Raw genomic sequence first — 12676 nt, 5'->3', positions numbered from 1 at the left:
AACGCAAATCACGATTAAATCGAAAGCAATGCTATGCTTCGGGAGTTTTCACGCAGTCTCGCTCGAACTCCGTCGTTCAGAGTGATTGGCTTGATCTTAGCTCTTGCTCGGGACCAGACTGGTCTCCAATGCAGCCAGTCCGCTGGTGATCGCCGTGCGCTCTTCAGCGCTGAGCCTTGCCAGCAAATCCCGTTCGAACGCCTTCGCCAGCGGCACCATCTCGCGGTAGGCGGCCAGCCCCGCCTTCGTCAGCGACAGATGCTCGACCCGGCGATCATTCTCATCTGGCGTACGCACAAGCCAACGCCGCCGTTCGAGTTCAGCCACGGCGCGTGAAACCTTGGTCTTGTGCATAGCCGATTGCTCGCCGAGTTCGGTCGCAGTCATCGTTCCATGCTGCCCCAGCCCCGAAAGGGTGCGCCATTCCGGCCGCGTCAGGCCATGGCTGTCCTTGTATATCCTCGAAAATTCGCGGCTGACGGCGTCGGCAAGCCGGTAGAGCCGGTAGGGCAGGAAGTTTTCCAGATTGAGAATTTCAGCCGCGTCGGACGCTTCGCTCCTGATCGCCATTTTTCAAAGCCGCCATTGATGGTTACATTTTCGATGGTTACAAATGAAACCAGTTTGGTCAATTGAGATCCATTCCGGGAGGAAGCAATGGCCTTTTCCTACATGTCGGGTTTCGGCAACGATTTTGAGACCGAGACGCTGCCCGGCTCGTTGCCGCAGGGACGGAATTCGCCGCAGCGGCCGGCCTACGGCCTCTATGCCGAGCAGCTTTCAGGCTCGCCCTTCACCGCGCCGCGCGGCACCAATGAGCGGTCCTGGCTCTACCGCATCCGGCCGAGCGTCAAGCACACCGGCCGCTTCAAGGCGGCGAGCTATCCCTTGTGGAAGAGTGCGCCCAATGTCGGCGATCATGAACTGGCGCTCGGCCAGTATCGCTGGAACCCGGTGCCGATGCCGAAGGAGCCGACCGATTTCATCGCCGGTATGCGCAGCATCACAACCGCTGGCGACGTGCTCGGGCAGACCGGCATGGCAGCCCACGTCTATGTCGCCAACATGTCGATGGCCGACGACCATTTCTTCAACGCCGATGGCGAGTTGCTGGTCGTGCCGCAAGTCGGCGCCTTGCGCTTCGTCACCGAAATGGGCGTCATTGAACTGCGGCCCGGCGAGATCGCGGTGTTGCCACGCGGTCTGGTCTTCAAGGTCGAGCTGGTCGACGCCGAAGTGCGCGGCTACGTCTGTGAGAACTACGGCGCCAAGTTGACGCTGCCCGATCGCGGCCCGATCGGAGCCAATTGCCTGGCCAACCCACGCGATTTCAAGACGCCTGGCGCATGGTTCGAGGAGAAGGAAACGCCGTGCCGGCTGATCGTGAAATGGTGCGGCAATTTCCATGTCACCGAGATCGGCCATTCGCCGCTCGATGTCGTTGCCTGGCACGGCAACTATGCGCCCTACAAATATGATCTGGCGACCTTTTCACCGGTCGGAGCGCTTTTGTTCGACCATCCCGATCCGTCGATCTTCACCGTGTTAACGGCACCAAGCGGCGAGGAGGGCACGGCCAACATCGACTTCGTCATCTTCCCGCCGCGCTGGCTGGTGGCCGAAGATACCTTCCGGCCGCCCTGGTACCACCGCAACATCATGAGCGAGTTCATGGGCCTGATCCACGGCCAGTACGACGCCAAGGAAGAAGGTTTCGTGCCCGGCGGCATCAGCCTGCACAATCTGATGCTGGCCCATGGGCCGGATGCGCCTGGCTTCGAAAAGGCCTCGCGCGCGGAGCTGAAACCGGTCAAGCTCGACAACACCATGGCCTTCATGTTCGAGACCCGATTTCCGCAGATGCTGACCCGCTACGGCGCCGAGCTCGAAACCCGGCAGGACAACTACATCGACTGCTGGGCCGACCTGAAGAAGCGTTTCAACGGCACGCCCGAGGGCGACTGGTCTTGAGCACCGAGCCAATGCCGGATCGGCTGGTGCTTTTGGGCTCGAAGGGTGGCCCGGCATTGCGGCCGGGTGGTCCATGGCCGAGTTCGTCGCTGCTGCAGATCGGCGGCAGCAGCATCGTCGTCGACTGCGGCCTTGGCGTGACGCGTGGTCTGGTCGATGCCGGCATCAGCCTGAAGTCGCTCGACCTGATCTTCATCACGCATCTGCATTCCGACCATGTGCTGGAACTGGGGCCGCTGATCCACACCGCCTGGACGGCGGGCCTCGCGACGCCCGTCCGCGTGTTCGGTCCGCCCGGCACCGGTCATTACTGGCGGCGCTTTTGCCAGGCGATGGAGTTCGACATCGAGATCCGCATCGTCGACGAAGGCCGGCCGGATATTCGCGATCTGGTGTCGATCGGCGAATTCGGCGAAGGCCAGGTGGTCGCGCAGGGCGGCTTGACGGTTTCGGCGCTGCGCGTCGAGCATCCGCCGGTGACCGACTGTTTTGCGCTGCGCTTCGAGCATGGCGGGAAAAGCGTGGTGTTCTCCGGCGACACGGCCTTCTTTCCACCGCTCGCCGATTTTGCCCGAGGCGCCGACATCCTCGTCCACGAAGCCATGCTGGAAGAAGGCATCGAGCGACTGGTGGCCAGGACCGGCAATGGTGCGCGGCTCAGAGAGCATCTGCTCGCCAGCCACAGCTTTGCCGAAGAAGCCGGCAGCATCGCAAGCGATGCCGGCGTGAAGAGATTGGTGCTCAACCACCTCATCCCGGCCGACGATTCTTTGATAGGCGAGGCCGACTGGACTGCCGCTGTCAGGAAAACTTGGAACGGCGACTTGACGATCGCCCGCGACGGTCTTGTTGTGGGCTTAAGCAGCGCCAAAGCTGCAGCAGGAGAGGAAACCGCATGAAGCTTGCCACATTGAAGGACGGGGCGCGCGACGGAAAACTCGTCGTCGTCTCGCGCGACCTGACACGCTTCACCGACGCCTCGTTCCTGGTTCGCACGCTGCAGGCGGCGCTCGACGACTGGCGGCGCATCGCCCCGCATCTCGCGACAATAGCGGAATCGCTTGAGAACAATGCGATGCCGGCGGAGCGCTTCCACGAACATGACGCCCATTCGCCGCTGCCGCGTGCCTATCAATGGGCCGATGGCTCGGCTTACGTGAACCATGTCGAGCTGGTGCGCAAAGCGCGCGGCGCCGAGATGCCGGCGAGCTTCTGGACCGACCCGCTGATCTACCAGGGCGGCTCGGATTCTTTCATTCCGCCACGTGATCCGATCCGCACGGCTGACGAAGCCTTCGGCATCGACATGGAGGGCGAGGTCGCTGTCATCGTCGACGACGTGCCGATGGGTGCAAGCCTCGAAGAAGCAAAGGCAGCGATCCGACTGGTCATGCTGGTCAACGACGTTACGTTGCGCGCGCTCACCGGACCGGAACTGGCCAAAGGTTTCGGTTTTTTCCAATCAAAGCCGTCCTCGGCGTTTTCACCGGTCGCTGTGACGCCGGACGAACTGGGTGATGCCTGGGACGGCGGCAAGGTCAGCCTGCCGCTGCTTGCCGATCTCAACGGCAAGCCGTTCGGCCGCGCCAATGCCGGTATCGACATGACCTTCGACTTTCCTGCGCTGATCGTTCATGCAGCAAGGACACGGCCATTGGCCGCCGGCACGATCATCGGTTCCGGCACCGTCTCCAACAAGCTCGACGGCGGGCCGGGCAAGCCTGTCTCGGCCGGTGGCGCCGGCTATTCCTGCATCGCCGAACTGCGCATGATCGAAACCATTGTGTCGGGCGAACCCAAAACGCCATTCCTGCGCTTCGGCGACACGGTGCGCATCGAGATGAAGGACAAAACCGGGCATTCGATCTTCGGTGCCATCGAACAGAAGGTCGAGAAATACGAGAGGTGAGGGCATGACGGGGGTCTATCTGCTGGCCGGTGTCTGGGCACTCGCCATACTGGCGGTCTTCATCCAGGCGATCCGGCTGAGCTATCGCATAGAGGCACGCTCGCCCGACCTGACCAACCGCAGCGGCTTTCCGCGCAATGCGATGATGTTCCACACCGTCACCAACATGGACGTCGCGCGGGACGCGGAAACGCAGAGCATGCGTCGGCGTATGAACTGGGTGCTGCTGATCGTTCTTGCTGGATTTGTCGTTATGTGGGCGGGCTTGTATCTGTCGCGGTCAACCGGATGACGTGATGAGCCTGCCCGACTACCCGCGCAGCATGGCCGGCAACAATCTCTGGTCGAACGACCGACTCTACCGCGCGGTATTGTCCCTTCAGCCCGGCGAAAGAGGTCAAGCGGCTGGGCTTGGGCGATCAGGCCAATACGACGTCATAGGCTGAAAATTGCCGATCCGCGGAGACCAACGTCAGGCCTTCAATTTGGGTCTGCGCAATAAGCAGGCGGTCGAAGGGATCGCGGTGGTGAAGCGGCAGATGTTCAAGTCTCGCCGCGTGTAGTTCGTTTACGCCGAGAATCGGAATCCCGTTCGATCGCAGGATGTCCACGATGTCGCCTGTGAGCGTCACTTTGCCGAGCGATTTCTTGATGGCGATCTCGGCCACCGAGACGGCGCTGACGATCACATCCTTGCCTGTGAGAAAGATATCGCGATGATGATCCGAAAGACGTGAATCGGCGTTGAGTACCCAAAGCAGAATATGGGTATCGACCAGATATCTGCGGCTCATTTAATATACTCGTCCCATTCGGGACCGAGTTCATCAAAATCATCCGATATCCAAATCTGGCCTTTCAGGGCGCCAAGCAAGCCTTTGCTCCCACCAGCCCGAACGGGAGCGCTCAAGGTTGCGACAACCTCTCCATGTCGGGTCAGATGGATCTCTTCGCCAGCCTGGGCACGTTTCACCAATTCGGAAAGCTGAGCCTTCGCTTTTGCCATGGGGATATTCATAGATGACCTCTTATGACCAGAATTTAGGTCATAACTGGCCGGGCCGCAAGTGAGTTCGATGGCTATTCCGCCGCCTGAACCTTGATCACGCCACGCTTGATCTGGTCCTGCTCGATCGATTCGAACAGCGCGCGGAAATTGCCTTCGCCAAAACCTTCGTCGCCCTTCCTCTGGATGAACTCGAAGAAGATCGGCCCGATCACGGTTTTCGAAAAAATCTGCAGCAGGATCTTGGTCATGCCGCCGTCGACGACGCCTTCGCCGTCGATCAGGATGCCGTGCTTCTTCATCCGCTCGATCGGTTCGTCATGGCCGTTCACGCGGTCATACGACATGTCGTAGTAGGTTTCCGGCGGGCCGGGCATGAACTTCAGCTCGTTGGCCGCGAGCTTGTCTGTGGCCTCGTAGATTTCGTCGGTGCCGACGGCGATGTGCTGGATGCCCTCGCCATTGTACTTCTTCAGATACTCGGCGATCTGGCTGGTCTCGTCCTTGGACTCGTTGAGCGGAATGCGGATCTTGCCGCAGGGCGAGGTGATGGCGCGGCTGACCAGGCCGGTGATCTTGCCGTCGATATCGAAGAAATGGATCTGCTTGAAGCCGAACAGATTGCGGTAGAAATCCCACCATTTGTCCATCTGGCCGCGATAGACATTGTGGGTCAGGTGATCGAGATAGTAGAAGCCGACGCCTTCCGGCCGCGGGTCGCGCGCACCCAGCCACTCAAACTCGGCGTCATAGGCCGAGCCCTTCTTGCCGTAGGTTTCGATGAAATAGAGCAGCGAGCCGCCGATGCCCACGATCGCCGGCACGTCCAGCGCCTTGTCGGCGCCGTCGTAAGGCGTGGCGCCCTTGGCAACCGCGTGGTCGAAAGCATGCTTGGCATCGACCACCCGCCAGGCCATCGAGGCGGCGCAAGGGCCGTGCCTGTCGACGAACTTCATCGCATGCGAGCCGGGTTCGGCATTGACGACATAGTTGATGTCGCCCTGGCGCCAGACGGTGATGTCCTTCGTGCGGTGCTTGGCCACCGCGACATAGCCCATGCGGGTGAACAGTTCAGCCAGCTTTTGCGGCTCCGGATGCGCGAATTCGACGAACTCGAACCCATCGGTGCCGGCCGGGTTGTCCTTGCTGATCCTGGCGGGCGGGGCGTCGTGCGGGAAGGGACCCATAATATTCCTCCGAAAGCTGGCCTGGCCTGAAAAGGCGATTTGACACGATGATAACGCGGAGGAGGCGCACGGTGCTTGCATTCAAACGCTTGAAATGATGATGTCATGCGTGAAGCGTGCATGATGTAAGGGAAAGCCATGGATGAGGCGCGCATTGACCAGTTCGACCGCAAGATAATGGCACTGTTGCAGGGTGATGCGCGGCTGACCAACAACGATCTTTCGGAGCGGGTGAACCTGTCGGCGTCGCAATGCTCGCGCCGCCGGCAGCGGCTGGAGGAGGACGGCTTCATCAGGGGCTATCGCGCCGTTCTCGACCGCGACAAGCTCGGTTTTTCCCTGGTCAACGTCATTTCGGTCACGCTCGCCACCCACAATCGCGACAATGCAAGGCGCTTCGGCGAACTGGTGGCGCGGCTGCCCGAAGTGCAGGAAGCGCACGCGCTGACCGGCGAGATGGACTACATCCTGAAAGTGGTGACGCCGGATCTCAAATCATTGTCGGAATTCGTCAACGGCGTGCTACTGCCGCACGAATCCGTGCAGCACGTGAAGACGGCGATCGTGCTGGAGACGCTGAAGGAAACCGGCGCGCTGCCGATTTAATCTGAGCGGATATCATTGATACGTCGGCAGGCCAGAGGGGGTGTGAAGGATCGCCAGCCTAATGACGGAAGGGCCGTTCAACCCTTCGACTGCTGGATCAGTCCATAGAGATTGGTGCAGCGGGCGCCGGAACGGCAATAGGCGAAGACCGGGCCGTCGAGTTCCTCGAGCGCTTCGGCCTGATCCTCGACATTCTCGGCCGTGATCTGGCCGCTGATCACCGGAATGTAGCGGAAGGCGAGGCCTGCGGCTTCGACCGCTGCCCCGACGGTGTCGGCAGAAGGCTGGCCCGGCTGTTCGTCATCGGGCCGGTTGCAGATGACGCTCTTGAAGCCGGCTTTCTTGATAGCGGCGACGTCTTCGGGCTGGATCTGGCCCGAAACCGAATAGTCCTCGCTGATTTCGCGGTATTCCATGGCAGCATCCTCGCAAACTGGTCAGGTGGCAGTCTTGCCACTCCCCGACATGGGCGGCAATCCGTGCCGAAGGATTTCTCTGCCAAATAGCCATTGCGTGCCAGAAAATCCAACCGGGCCGATGCGGCCCGGCTGGGCAATCCTTCAAACTCAGCTGCCGAGAATAGCACCTTTGATCTGACGGATGTTGTTGTGCATCATGTCGATATAGGTCGCGGCCGGGCCGTCGGGCTGCGACAGCGCGTCCGAATAGAGCGTGCCGCCGACCTTGATGCCGGTTTCGCTGGCGATCTGCTCGATCAGGCGCGGGTTGGTGATGTTCTCGACGAAGATCGCAGCCGCCTTGTCCTGCTTCACCTGATTGACCAGCTTGGCAACGTCTGCGGCGGATGGTTCGGAGTCGGTCGACACCCCTTGCGGGGCGAGGAAGGTCAGGCCGTATGCATGTTCGAAATAGCCGAAGGCGTCGTGCGAGGTGATGACGACGCGCTTGCTCTCCGGGATCGAGGCAATTGCCGCTTTCACTTCACCTTCGACCGCATCAAGCTTCTTGGTGTAGGCGGCGGCATTGGTCTGGTAGCTGACGCAGCCTTCCGAATCGGCCGCGCAGAAAGCCTCAGCGATGTTCTTCACATAGATCCTGGCGTTGGCAATCGACTGGAATGCGTGGGGATCGGTGACCGTCTTGCCGCCGCCAGTGCCGGCACCTTCGGCCGCGTCGGCATCGGCGAATTCAGGCTTGAAATCGATCGGCGTCACGCCCTTGGTCAAGGTGATGATCGAGGCCTTGGTGGCACTGGCATCGACCAGCCGCTGCAGAAAACCTTCGAAATGCAGGCCGTTGACCAGCACGATGTCGGCCTTGGCCATGGCCACCGCATCGGCCGGGCTCGGCTCGTAGACATGGGCATCGCCATCCGGCCCGACGATGGTGGTGACATCGATGCGGTCGCCGCCGACATTTTTGGCGAAATCGGCAATGACGGTGAAGCTGGCGACCACTTTCAGCGGGGCCGCGAAGGCCGACGATGCGCCAAAGGCGGTTAATGTTATAACGCTCATCGCCAGGGCGGCATGGATGGATTTCAGCATAGAGGGGTCTCCTTCTAGGGGCGGGGATCAGGCCGTTCTGTGACGGTGATGGATGATGCGTGCGCGCAGAATGCCGCGCGTGCCAAACAGGATCGAGGCGAAATAGACGACGCCGGCCGACAGGATGATGGCCGGGCCGGATGGCAGCGAGGCGTGATAGGACAAAAGCAGCCCGGCGACGCAGGATGCGAAGCCGATCAGTACGGCCAGCACGCACATCGGCTCGACGCGAACCGTCCAGAAGCGGGCGGCCGCGGCCGGCAGCATCATCAGCCCAACCGATAGAAGCGTGCCGAGCGCCTGGAAGCCGCCGACGAGGTTGAGTACGACAAGGCCGAGGAAGATGAAATGCACCGGGCTGCCGAGCCGGCTGACCGAGCGCAGGAACAGCGGGTCGAGGCATTCGGCGACCAGCGCCCGCCAGAAGATGGCGAGGCTGACCAGCGTCACCGCGACGATGCCGCCGATCAGCGTCAGGGCCTCGTCATTGAGCGCCAGCACGGTGCCGAACAGCACATGCATGAGATCGACGCTGGAACCGCGGATCGACACCATCAGCACGCCGATGGCGAGCGAAATCAGGTAGAAAGCCGCCATCGAGGCGTCTTCGCGCTGGATGGTGAAGCGCGAGACGGCGCCGGCGCCGAGCGCGACGATGACGCCGGCGATCAGGCCGCCGATGGTCATCGGCAGGATTTCCAGCCCATAGAACAGGAAGCCGGCGGCTGCACCGGGCAGGATTGCGTGCGCCATGGCGTCGCCCGACAGGCTCATGCGCCGCAGCATCAGGAAGACGCCGATCGGGCAGGCGCCGAGCGACAGCATCAGCGAACCGATCAACGCCCGCTGCATGAAGGCGAAATCGGCGAAGGGCGCGATGACAAGGCCGTAAAGCATGTCCATCAAGCAGCCCTCGGTCCGACGCCATGTTGGTGATCGTGATCGTGGCCATGGTGATCGTGACCATGAGCGTCCTCGCCCGGCTCGCACCAGGGTGCATTTTCTTCCCAGGCCTCGTGAAAACGGCGGGCGCGCAACAGATTTTCAGGCTTCAGCGTTTCCCGGGTTTCGCCCCAGGCGATCGGCTGGCGGGCCAGAAGCAGCGTTTCGGGGAAATTCTGCCGCACCAGATCCAGATCGTGGACGACGACCATGATGGTGCGTTCCTCGCCATGCCAGTGCTTGATCAGCGCAATGAGGTCGCCGACCGTCTTGGCGTCGACGGCGTTGAAGGGTTCGTCGAGCAGGATGAGGTCGGCGTCCTGCAGCAGGACACGGGCAAACAGCGTGCGCTGCAGTTGGCCGCCCGACAGCGTGTCGATCGGCCGCTTTTCAAAACCGCCGAGGCCCACCGCCATCAGCGCCTTGCTGACGTCATCGCGATCTTCCTTGGTGTAGCGGCCAAGCAGGCCGCGCCGTGGCCACAGGCCGAGCGAAACCAGATCCACCACCCGCGCCGGAAAGGAGCGGTCGAGCTCCGATTGCTGCGGCAGATAGGCCGCGCGAACACCGGGTGCGCGGACAACCTCGCCGGCCATCGGCTTCAGGACGCCGACAATACCTTTCATCAGCGTCGATTTGCCGGAGCCGTTGGCGCCGACCACAGCGGTCAGCGAGCCCTTGCGGATGGTGCCGTCGAGATGATGGATCGCCGGATGGCTGCCGTAGCCAAGCGTCAGGTCGCGGAATGTCAGGCAGGTATTTGTCATTCTGCGATCCGTAGGCGGCGAAATCCGGCTGCTGGCAGCGGCCGATTGGATATGTGATGTTATTACATTAGTCAACAAGCCAATCCGGCGGAATTGCGGCCGCAGGGTCAACTTGCCGTGTGTGCGTATCATATGCCGTTGGCCCAAGGGGATTCGACCTGGCGACCTTGCCCCAAGCCGGTCGCGACTCTAAAGAAGCGCAACCGCCACAGGAAGGAACCATCCAATGAGCATTCGTCGCATCGATGTCGGCCCGCGCATGAGCCAGATCGTCATCCATGGCAATACCGTCTATCTGGCTGGTCAGGTCGGCCAGCCAACCGGCAATGTCGCTTCGCAGACCAGGGACATCCTGGCGGCTGTCGACGAATTGCTGGCCAAGGCTGGCTCCGACAAGACCAAGATCCTGCAGGCGATCATCTGGCTGGCCGACATGAGCACCTTTGCCGAGATGAACGCGGAATGGGACAAGTGGGTGCCGCAGGGCAACACGCCAGCCCGCGCCACCGGCGAAGCAAAGCTCGCCGCCCCGGAATATCTGGTCGAGATTATTATTACCGCTGCGATTTGAGGCGTTGAAGCTGCCAATCTCCCCCCACGTGGGGGGAGATCAGCCTCACCCCTGCGGCCTGAACCTCGCCACCAGCGTGTGGCTCTCGGCCGCGTAGGTGAAGCGCACATGGGTGACCGGGTGCTCGGCGCTCCACGTCCGTCGCTCGACCACCAGGCAGGGCGCACCGGTTTCTATATCGAGTGCAGCCGCGATATGCCTGTCGGCGGCGACAGCGCGAATCCGGTGCTCGGCTTCGCTCCACGGCACGCGGCCAATCAGCCATGGTCCTGGTGCGGTGGCCACGAATTCCTCGTCCGCTGCCTCGGGCACGGCGGTGAGATTGATCAGCCGCTGTTCATGCGCGAACGGCCGCTCGCCGGCGAAATGACCGCACTCCAGCGCCAGCACCGGTCCGGCCACGCCGAGTTCCAGCAGCGCGCGATCCCCGGCGCTGCTGCGCCTTTTGTGTCGGGCGACGCGCTCGTAGCGATAGGGCAGGCCGAGCGCTTCGACCTCGATGCGGATATCGTGGATTTCCAGCACCGCGGCCTGCGACTGCGGCCGGCGCACAAAGCTGCCTGAGCGGCGGCGGCGCTCGATCAGTCCGGCCTTGGCAAGCTGCGACAGCGCCTTGTTCACCGTCATGCGCGAGCAATTGTATTGCACGCTCAACTCATGCTCGAACGGGATGCGATGACCGGGCGCCCAGGTGCCGGACAGGATTTTCTCGCTGATGTCGGAGAGGATGCGCTGGTGCAGCGAGCCGCCGCCTTCCGCCTCCACTGTACCGGCCATGCTCATGCCGAAAGCGCCGTCATCACGGTGCGAAAACGCTCAGCGATGGCCTCTCGCTTCACATGCCTGCCGCCGCTGACCTGTTTGCGGCCATGCACCCAGACGCAGTCGACCTTGCTGCCATTGGCGAAGATCCAGGCGTCGAGGATCGCGTCGCCGGTCTTGCCTGCCAGCGAGAGATTTTTGGGATCGAGCGAGACGAGATCGGCCAATGCGCCGGCGGCGATCGCGGAAGCGCCGGCGCCAAGCGCGACGCTGCCACCGTCGAGTGCGGCGTCGAACAGTGCGCGGCCGGTCGAGCCGCCGGCGACCGCCAGCACGTTGCGGGCGCGGTGGGCGAGACGCTGCGAATATTCGAGCTGGCGCAACTCGTCGGGCAGGCCGATGAGCACATTGGAATCGGAGCCCACGCCATAGCGGCCGCCATGTTCCCTGAACAGCGGCGCGGCAAAAGTGCCGTCACCGAGATTGGCCTCGGTGATCGGGCATAGGCCGGCGATGGCACCGCTTTTGGCCATGGCAACGGTTTCAGCATCGGTCATGTGGGTGGCGTGGATCAGGCACCAGCGCTTGTCGACTTTGGCATTGGCCAGCAGAAATTCGACCGGCCGCGCGCCCGACCAGGCAAGGCAATCCTCGACTTCTTTCACCTGCTCGGCAATGTGGATGTGGATAGGCCCGTCCGGCGCCAGGGCAGTCACGTCAATCAGTTCTTCCGGTGTCGCGGCGCGAAGGCTGTGCGGAGCGACGCCGACAACAGCCTGATTCAACGCGCGAACCGATTCGCGGCATTTCTCAACAAGCCGCGAGAATCGATTCACATCGTTGATGAATCGCCGCTGGCCTTCGTTTGGTGCGGCACCGCCGAAAGACGAGTGCGCATAAAACACCGGCAAAAGCGTCAGGCCGATGCCTGCCTCGCCGGCCGCGGCCGCAATGCGCTCGGCCATCTCGGCGAGGTTGGCGTAGGGTTTTCCGTCGCGGTCGTGATGCAGATAGTGAAATTCGCCGACACGCGAAAACCCGGCCTCCAGCATCTCGACATAGAGTTGTGCGGCAACCGCCTCGACCTGATCGGGCGTCATCGACAGGGCGAAACGGTACATCACCTCGCGCCAGCTCCAGAAACTGTCGGCGGAGGGGCCGCGAAGTTCGGCAAGGCCGGCCATGCCGCGCTGGAAGGCGTGGCTGTGCAAATTGGGCATGCCGGGCAACAGGATCGCGTGACGTTCGTCGCCGGCTGCCGCAGCAGCGCCAGGCTGAACGGCTGTGATGCGTCCCTCGGCCAGGGTAAGCCGCACATTTTCGCGCCAGCCATCGGGAAGGAGCGCCTGTTCCGCAAAGATCGCTGCCACTTTTCTCTCCGGTTCTCTGTGTCTCATGCGATGAAGGCACTTGCAGTGCGTTTCAATATGTATATACATAATCGTCA

16 protein-coding genes and 1 pseudogene are annotated in these 12676 nt (G+C 62.0%); 7 read left to right on the top strand and 10 right to left on the bottom strand.

Features of this window, described 5'->3' with window-relative positions; all coding sequences use genetic code 11:
- Positions 1-96 precede the first annotated feature (96 nt).
- Positions 97-570 carry a MarR family winged helix-turn-helix transcriptional regulator gene (locus LB559_RS03125; RefSeq protein ID WP_013532319.1) on the bottom strand — a complete coding sequence of 158 codons (474 nt, stop codon included), beginning with the start codon at positions 568-570 and terminating at the stop codon, positions 97-99.
- An 87-nt stretch (positions 571-657) separates the two neighbouring features.
- On the opposite strand from LB559_RS03125, the gene hmgA reads away from it, so the two are divergent.
- From hmgA to LB559_RS03100, 5 genes and pseudogenes are all read left to right on the top strand, one after another.
- Positions 658-1971 (top strand): homogentisate 1,2-dioxygenase, encoded by a 1314-nt coding sequence (hmgA, locus tag LB559_RS03120; protein WP_224673008.1) that lies wholly within the window; start codon positions 658-660, stop codon positions 1969-1971.
- Between the two features lie 11 nt (positions 1972-1982).
- Positions 1983-2870 (top strand): MBL fold metallo-hydrolase, encoded by an 888-nt coding sequence (locus LB559_RS03115; RefSeq protein WP_224673107.1) that lies wholly within the window; start codon positions 1983-1985, stop codon positions 2868-2870.
- A complete protein-coding gene (locus tag LB559_RS03110) occupies positions 2867-3880 on the top strand; it encodes a fumarylacetoacetate hydrolase family protein (protein ID WP_224673007.1) in 1014 nt (337 codons plus the stop codon). Before LB559_RS03115 ends, LB559_RS03110 begins: the two co-directional genes overlap by 4 nt.
- A 4-nt stretch (positions 3881-3884) precedes the next feature.
- Positions 3885-4172, top strand: coding sequence for a hypothetical protein (locus LB559_RS03105; RefSeq protein WP_224673006.1), 288 nt, complete (start codon positions 3885-3887; stop codon positions 4170-4172).
- Positions 4173-4176: 4 nt separating this feature from the next.
- Positions 4177-4272: pseudogene (locus tag LB559_RS03100) on the top strand (damage-inducible protein DinB); the annotation flags it as partial.
- A 27-nt stretch (positions 4273-4299) separates the two neighbouring features.
- Here the strand turns inward: LB559_RS03100 and LB559_RS03095 are convergent.
- The 3 genes from LB559_RS03095 to hppD all read right to left on the bottom strand — a co-directional run bounded on the left by LB559_RS03095 (position 4300) and on the right by hppD (position 6073).
- Positions 4300-4674 carry a type II toxin-antitoxin system VapC family toxin gene (locus LB559_RS03095; protein WP_013532314.1) on the bottom strand — a complete coding sequence of 125 codons (375 nt, stop codon included), beginning with the start codon at positions 4672-4674 and terminating at the stop codon, positions 4300-4302.
- A complete protein-coding gene (locus LB559_RS03090) occupies positions 4671-4886 on the bottom strand; it encodes a type II toxin-antitoxin system Phd/YefM family antitoxin (protein WP_395316750.1) in 216 nt (71 codons plus the stop codon). The genes LB559_RS03095 and LB559_RS03090 overlap by 4 nt, the downstream gene beginning before the upstream one ends.
- A gap of 74 nt (positions 4887-4960) precedes the next feature.
- Positions 4961-6073, bottom strand: a complete 1113-nt coding sequence (gene hppD, locus LB559_RS03085; RefSeq protein WP_224673005.1) for a 4-hydroxyphenylpyruvate dioxygenase — start codon at positions 6071-6073, stop codon at positions 4961-4963.
- 138 nt (positions 6074-6211) lie between these two features.
- Between hppD and LB559_RS03080 the strand changes: the two genes are divergently transcribed.
- Positions 6212-6679, top strand: a complete 468-nt coding sequence (locus LB559_RS03080; protein WP_013532311.1) for an Lrp/AsnC family transcriptional regulator — start codon at positions 6212-6214, stop codon at positions 6677-6679.
- A 77-nt stretch (positions 6680-6756) separates the two neighbouring features.
- Here the strand turns inward: LB559_RS03080 and LB559_RS03075 are convergent, their stop codons facing one another.
- The 4 genes from LB559_RS03075 to aztA form a co-directional block, all read right to left on the bottom strand.
- Complete coding sequence (locus LB559_RS03075) at positions 6757-7095, bottom strand: TIGR01244 family sulfur transferase (RefSeq protein WP_013532310.1); 339 nt, start codon at positions 7093-7095, stop codon at positions 6757-6759.
- 150 nt (positions 7096-7245) lie between these two features.
- The gene (aztC, locus tag LB559_RS03070; RefSeq protein ID WP_013532309.1) at positions 7246-8187 is read right to left on the bottom strand and encodes a zinc ABC transporter substrate-binding protein AztC; all 942 of its coding nucleotides are present in this window, start codon (positions 8185-8187) and stop codon (positions 7246-7248) included.
- A gap of 27 nt (positions 8188-8214) precedes the next feature.
- A complete protein-coding gene (gene aztB, locus LB559_RS03065) occupies positions 8215-9090 on the bottom strand; it encodes a zinc ABC transporter permease AztB (protein ID WP_013532308.1) in 876 nt (291 codons plus the stop codon).
- Entirely contained in the window at positions 9090-9896 is an 807-nt protein-coding gene (gene aztA / locus LB559_RS03060; RefSeq protein ID WP_224673004.1) for a zinc ABC transporter ATP-binding protein AztA, read from the bottom strand. The genes aztB and aztA overlap by 1 nt, the downstream gene beginning before the upstream one ends.
- A 226-nt stretch (positions 9897-10122) precedes the next feature.
- Here aztA and LB559_RS03055 point away from each other — a divergent pair, with 226 nt between their 5' ends.
- Positions 10123-10467 carry a RidA family protein gene (locus LB559_RS03055; protein ID WP_013532306.1) on the top strand — a complete coding sequence of 115 codons (345 nt, stop codon included), beginning with the start codon at positions 10123-10125 and terminating at the stop codon, positions 10465-10467.
- A gap of 45 nt (positions 10468-10512) precedes the next feature.
- On the opposite strand, the gene hutC is transcribed toward LB559_RS03055, so the two are convergent.
- Complete coding sequence (gene hutC / locus LB559_RS03050) at positions 10513-11250, bottom strand: histidine utilization repressor (RefSeq protein ID WP_224673003.1); 738 nt, start codon at positions 11248-11250, stop codon at positions 10513-10515.
- Positions 11247-12599, bottom strand: a complete 1353-nt coding sequence (locus LB559_RS03045; RefSeq protein WP_224673002.1) for a formimidoylglutamate deiminase — start codon at positions 12597-12599, stop codon at positions 11247-11249. Before LB559_RS03045 ends, hutC begins: the two co-directional genes overlap by 4 nt.
- Positions 12600-12676 lie beyond the last annotated feature (77 nt).

This window comes from Mesorhizobium sp. BR1-1-3, assembly GCF_020165455.1.
GTDB classification, from domain to species: domain Bacteria; phylum Pseudomonadota; class Alphaproteobacteria; order Rhizobiales; family Rhizobiaceae; genus Mesorhizobium; species Mesorhizobium ciceri.
Note: the sequence above shows the minus strand (reverse complement) of the source record. Positions and strands in the feature narration are given on the sequence as shown.

Excerpts from the sequence above, each read along its gene's own strand:
- LB559_RS03125 (WP_013532319.1), bottom strand. The coding sequence starts at position 570 with ATGGCGATCAGGAGCGAAGCGTCCGACGCGGCTGAAATTCTCAATCTG.
- hmgA (WP_224673008.1), top strand. The coding sequence starts at position 658 with ATGGCCTTTTCCTACATGTCGGGTTTCGGCAACGATTTTGAGACCGAG.
- LB559_RS03115 (WP_224673107.1), top strand. The coding sequence starts at position 1,983 with ATGCCGGATCGGCTGGTGCTTTTGGGCTCGAAGGGTGGCCCGGCATTG.
- LB559_RS03110 (WP_224673007.1), top strand. The coding sequence starts at position 2,867 with ATGAAGCTTGCCACATTGAAGGACGGGGCGCGCGACGGAAAACTCGTC.
- LB559_RS03105 (WP_224673006.1), top strand. The coding sequence starts at position 3,885 with ATGACGGGGGTCTATCTGCTGGCCGGTGTCTGGGCACTCGCCATACTG.
- LB559_RS03095 (WP_013532314.1), bottom strand. The coding sequence starts at position 4,674 with ATGAGCCGCAGATATCTGGTCGATACCCATATTCTGCTTTGGGTACTC.
- LB559_RS03090 (WP_395316750.1), bottom strand. The coding sequence starts at position 4,886 with ATGGCAAAAGCGAAGGCTCAGCTTTCCGAATTGGTGAAACGTGCCCAG.
- hppD (WP_224673005.1), bottom strand. The coding sequence starts at position 6,073 with ATGGGTCCCTTCCCGCACGACGCCCCGCCCGCCAGGATCAGCAAGGAC.
- LB559_RS03080 (WP_013532311.1), top strand. The coding sequence starts at position 6,212 with ATGGATGAGGCGCGCATTGACCAGTTCGACCGCAAGATAATGGCACTG.
- LB559_RS03075 (WP_013532310.1), bottom strand. The coding sequence starts at position 7,095 with ATGGAATACCGCGAAATCAGCGAGGACTATTCGGTTTCGGGCCAGATC.
- aztC (WP_013532309.1), bottom strand. The coding sequence starts at position 8,187 with ATGCTGAAATCCATCCATGCCGCCCTGGCGATGAGCGTTATAACATTA.
- aztB (WP_013532308.1), bottom strand. The coding sequence starts at position 9,090 with ATGGACATGCTTTACGGCCTTGTCATCGCGCCCTTCGCCGATTTCGCC.
- aztA (WP_224673004.1), bottom strand. The coding sequence starts at position 9,896 with ATGACAAATACCTGCCTGACATTCCGCGACCTGACGCTTGGCTACGGC.
- LB559_RS03055 (WP_013532306.1), top strand. The coding sequence starts at position 10,123 with ATGAGCATTCGTCGCATCGATGTCGGCCCGCGCATGAGCCAGATCGTC.
- hutC (WP_224673003.1), bottom strand. The coding sequence starts at position 11,250 with ATGAGCATGGCCGGTACAGTGGAGGCGGAAGGCGGCGGCTCGCTGCAC.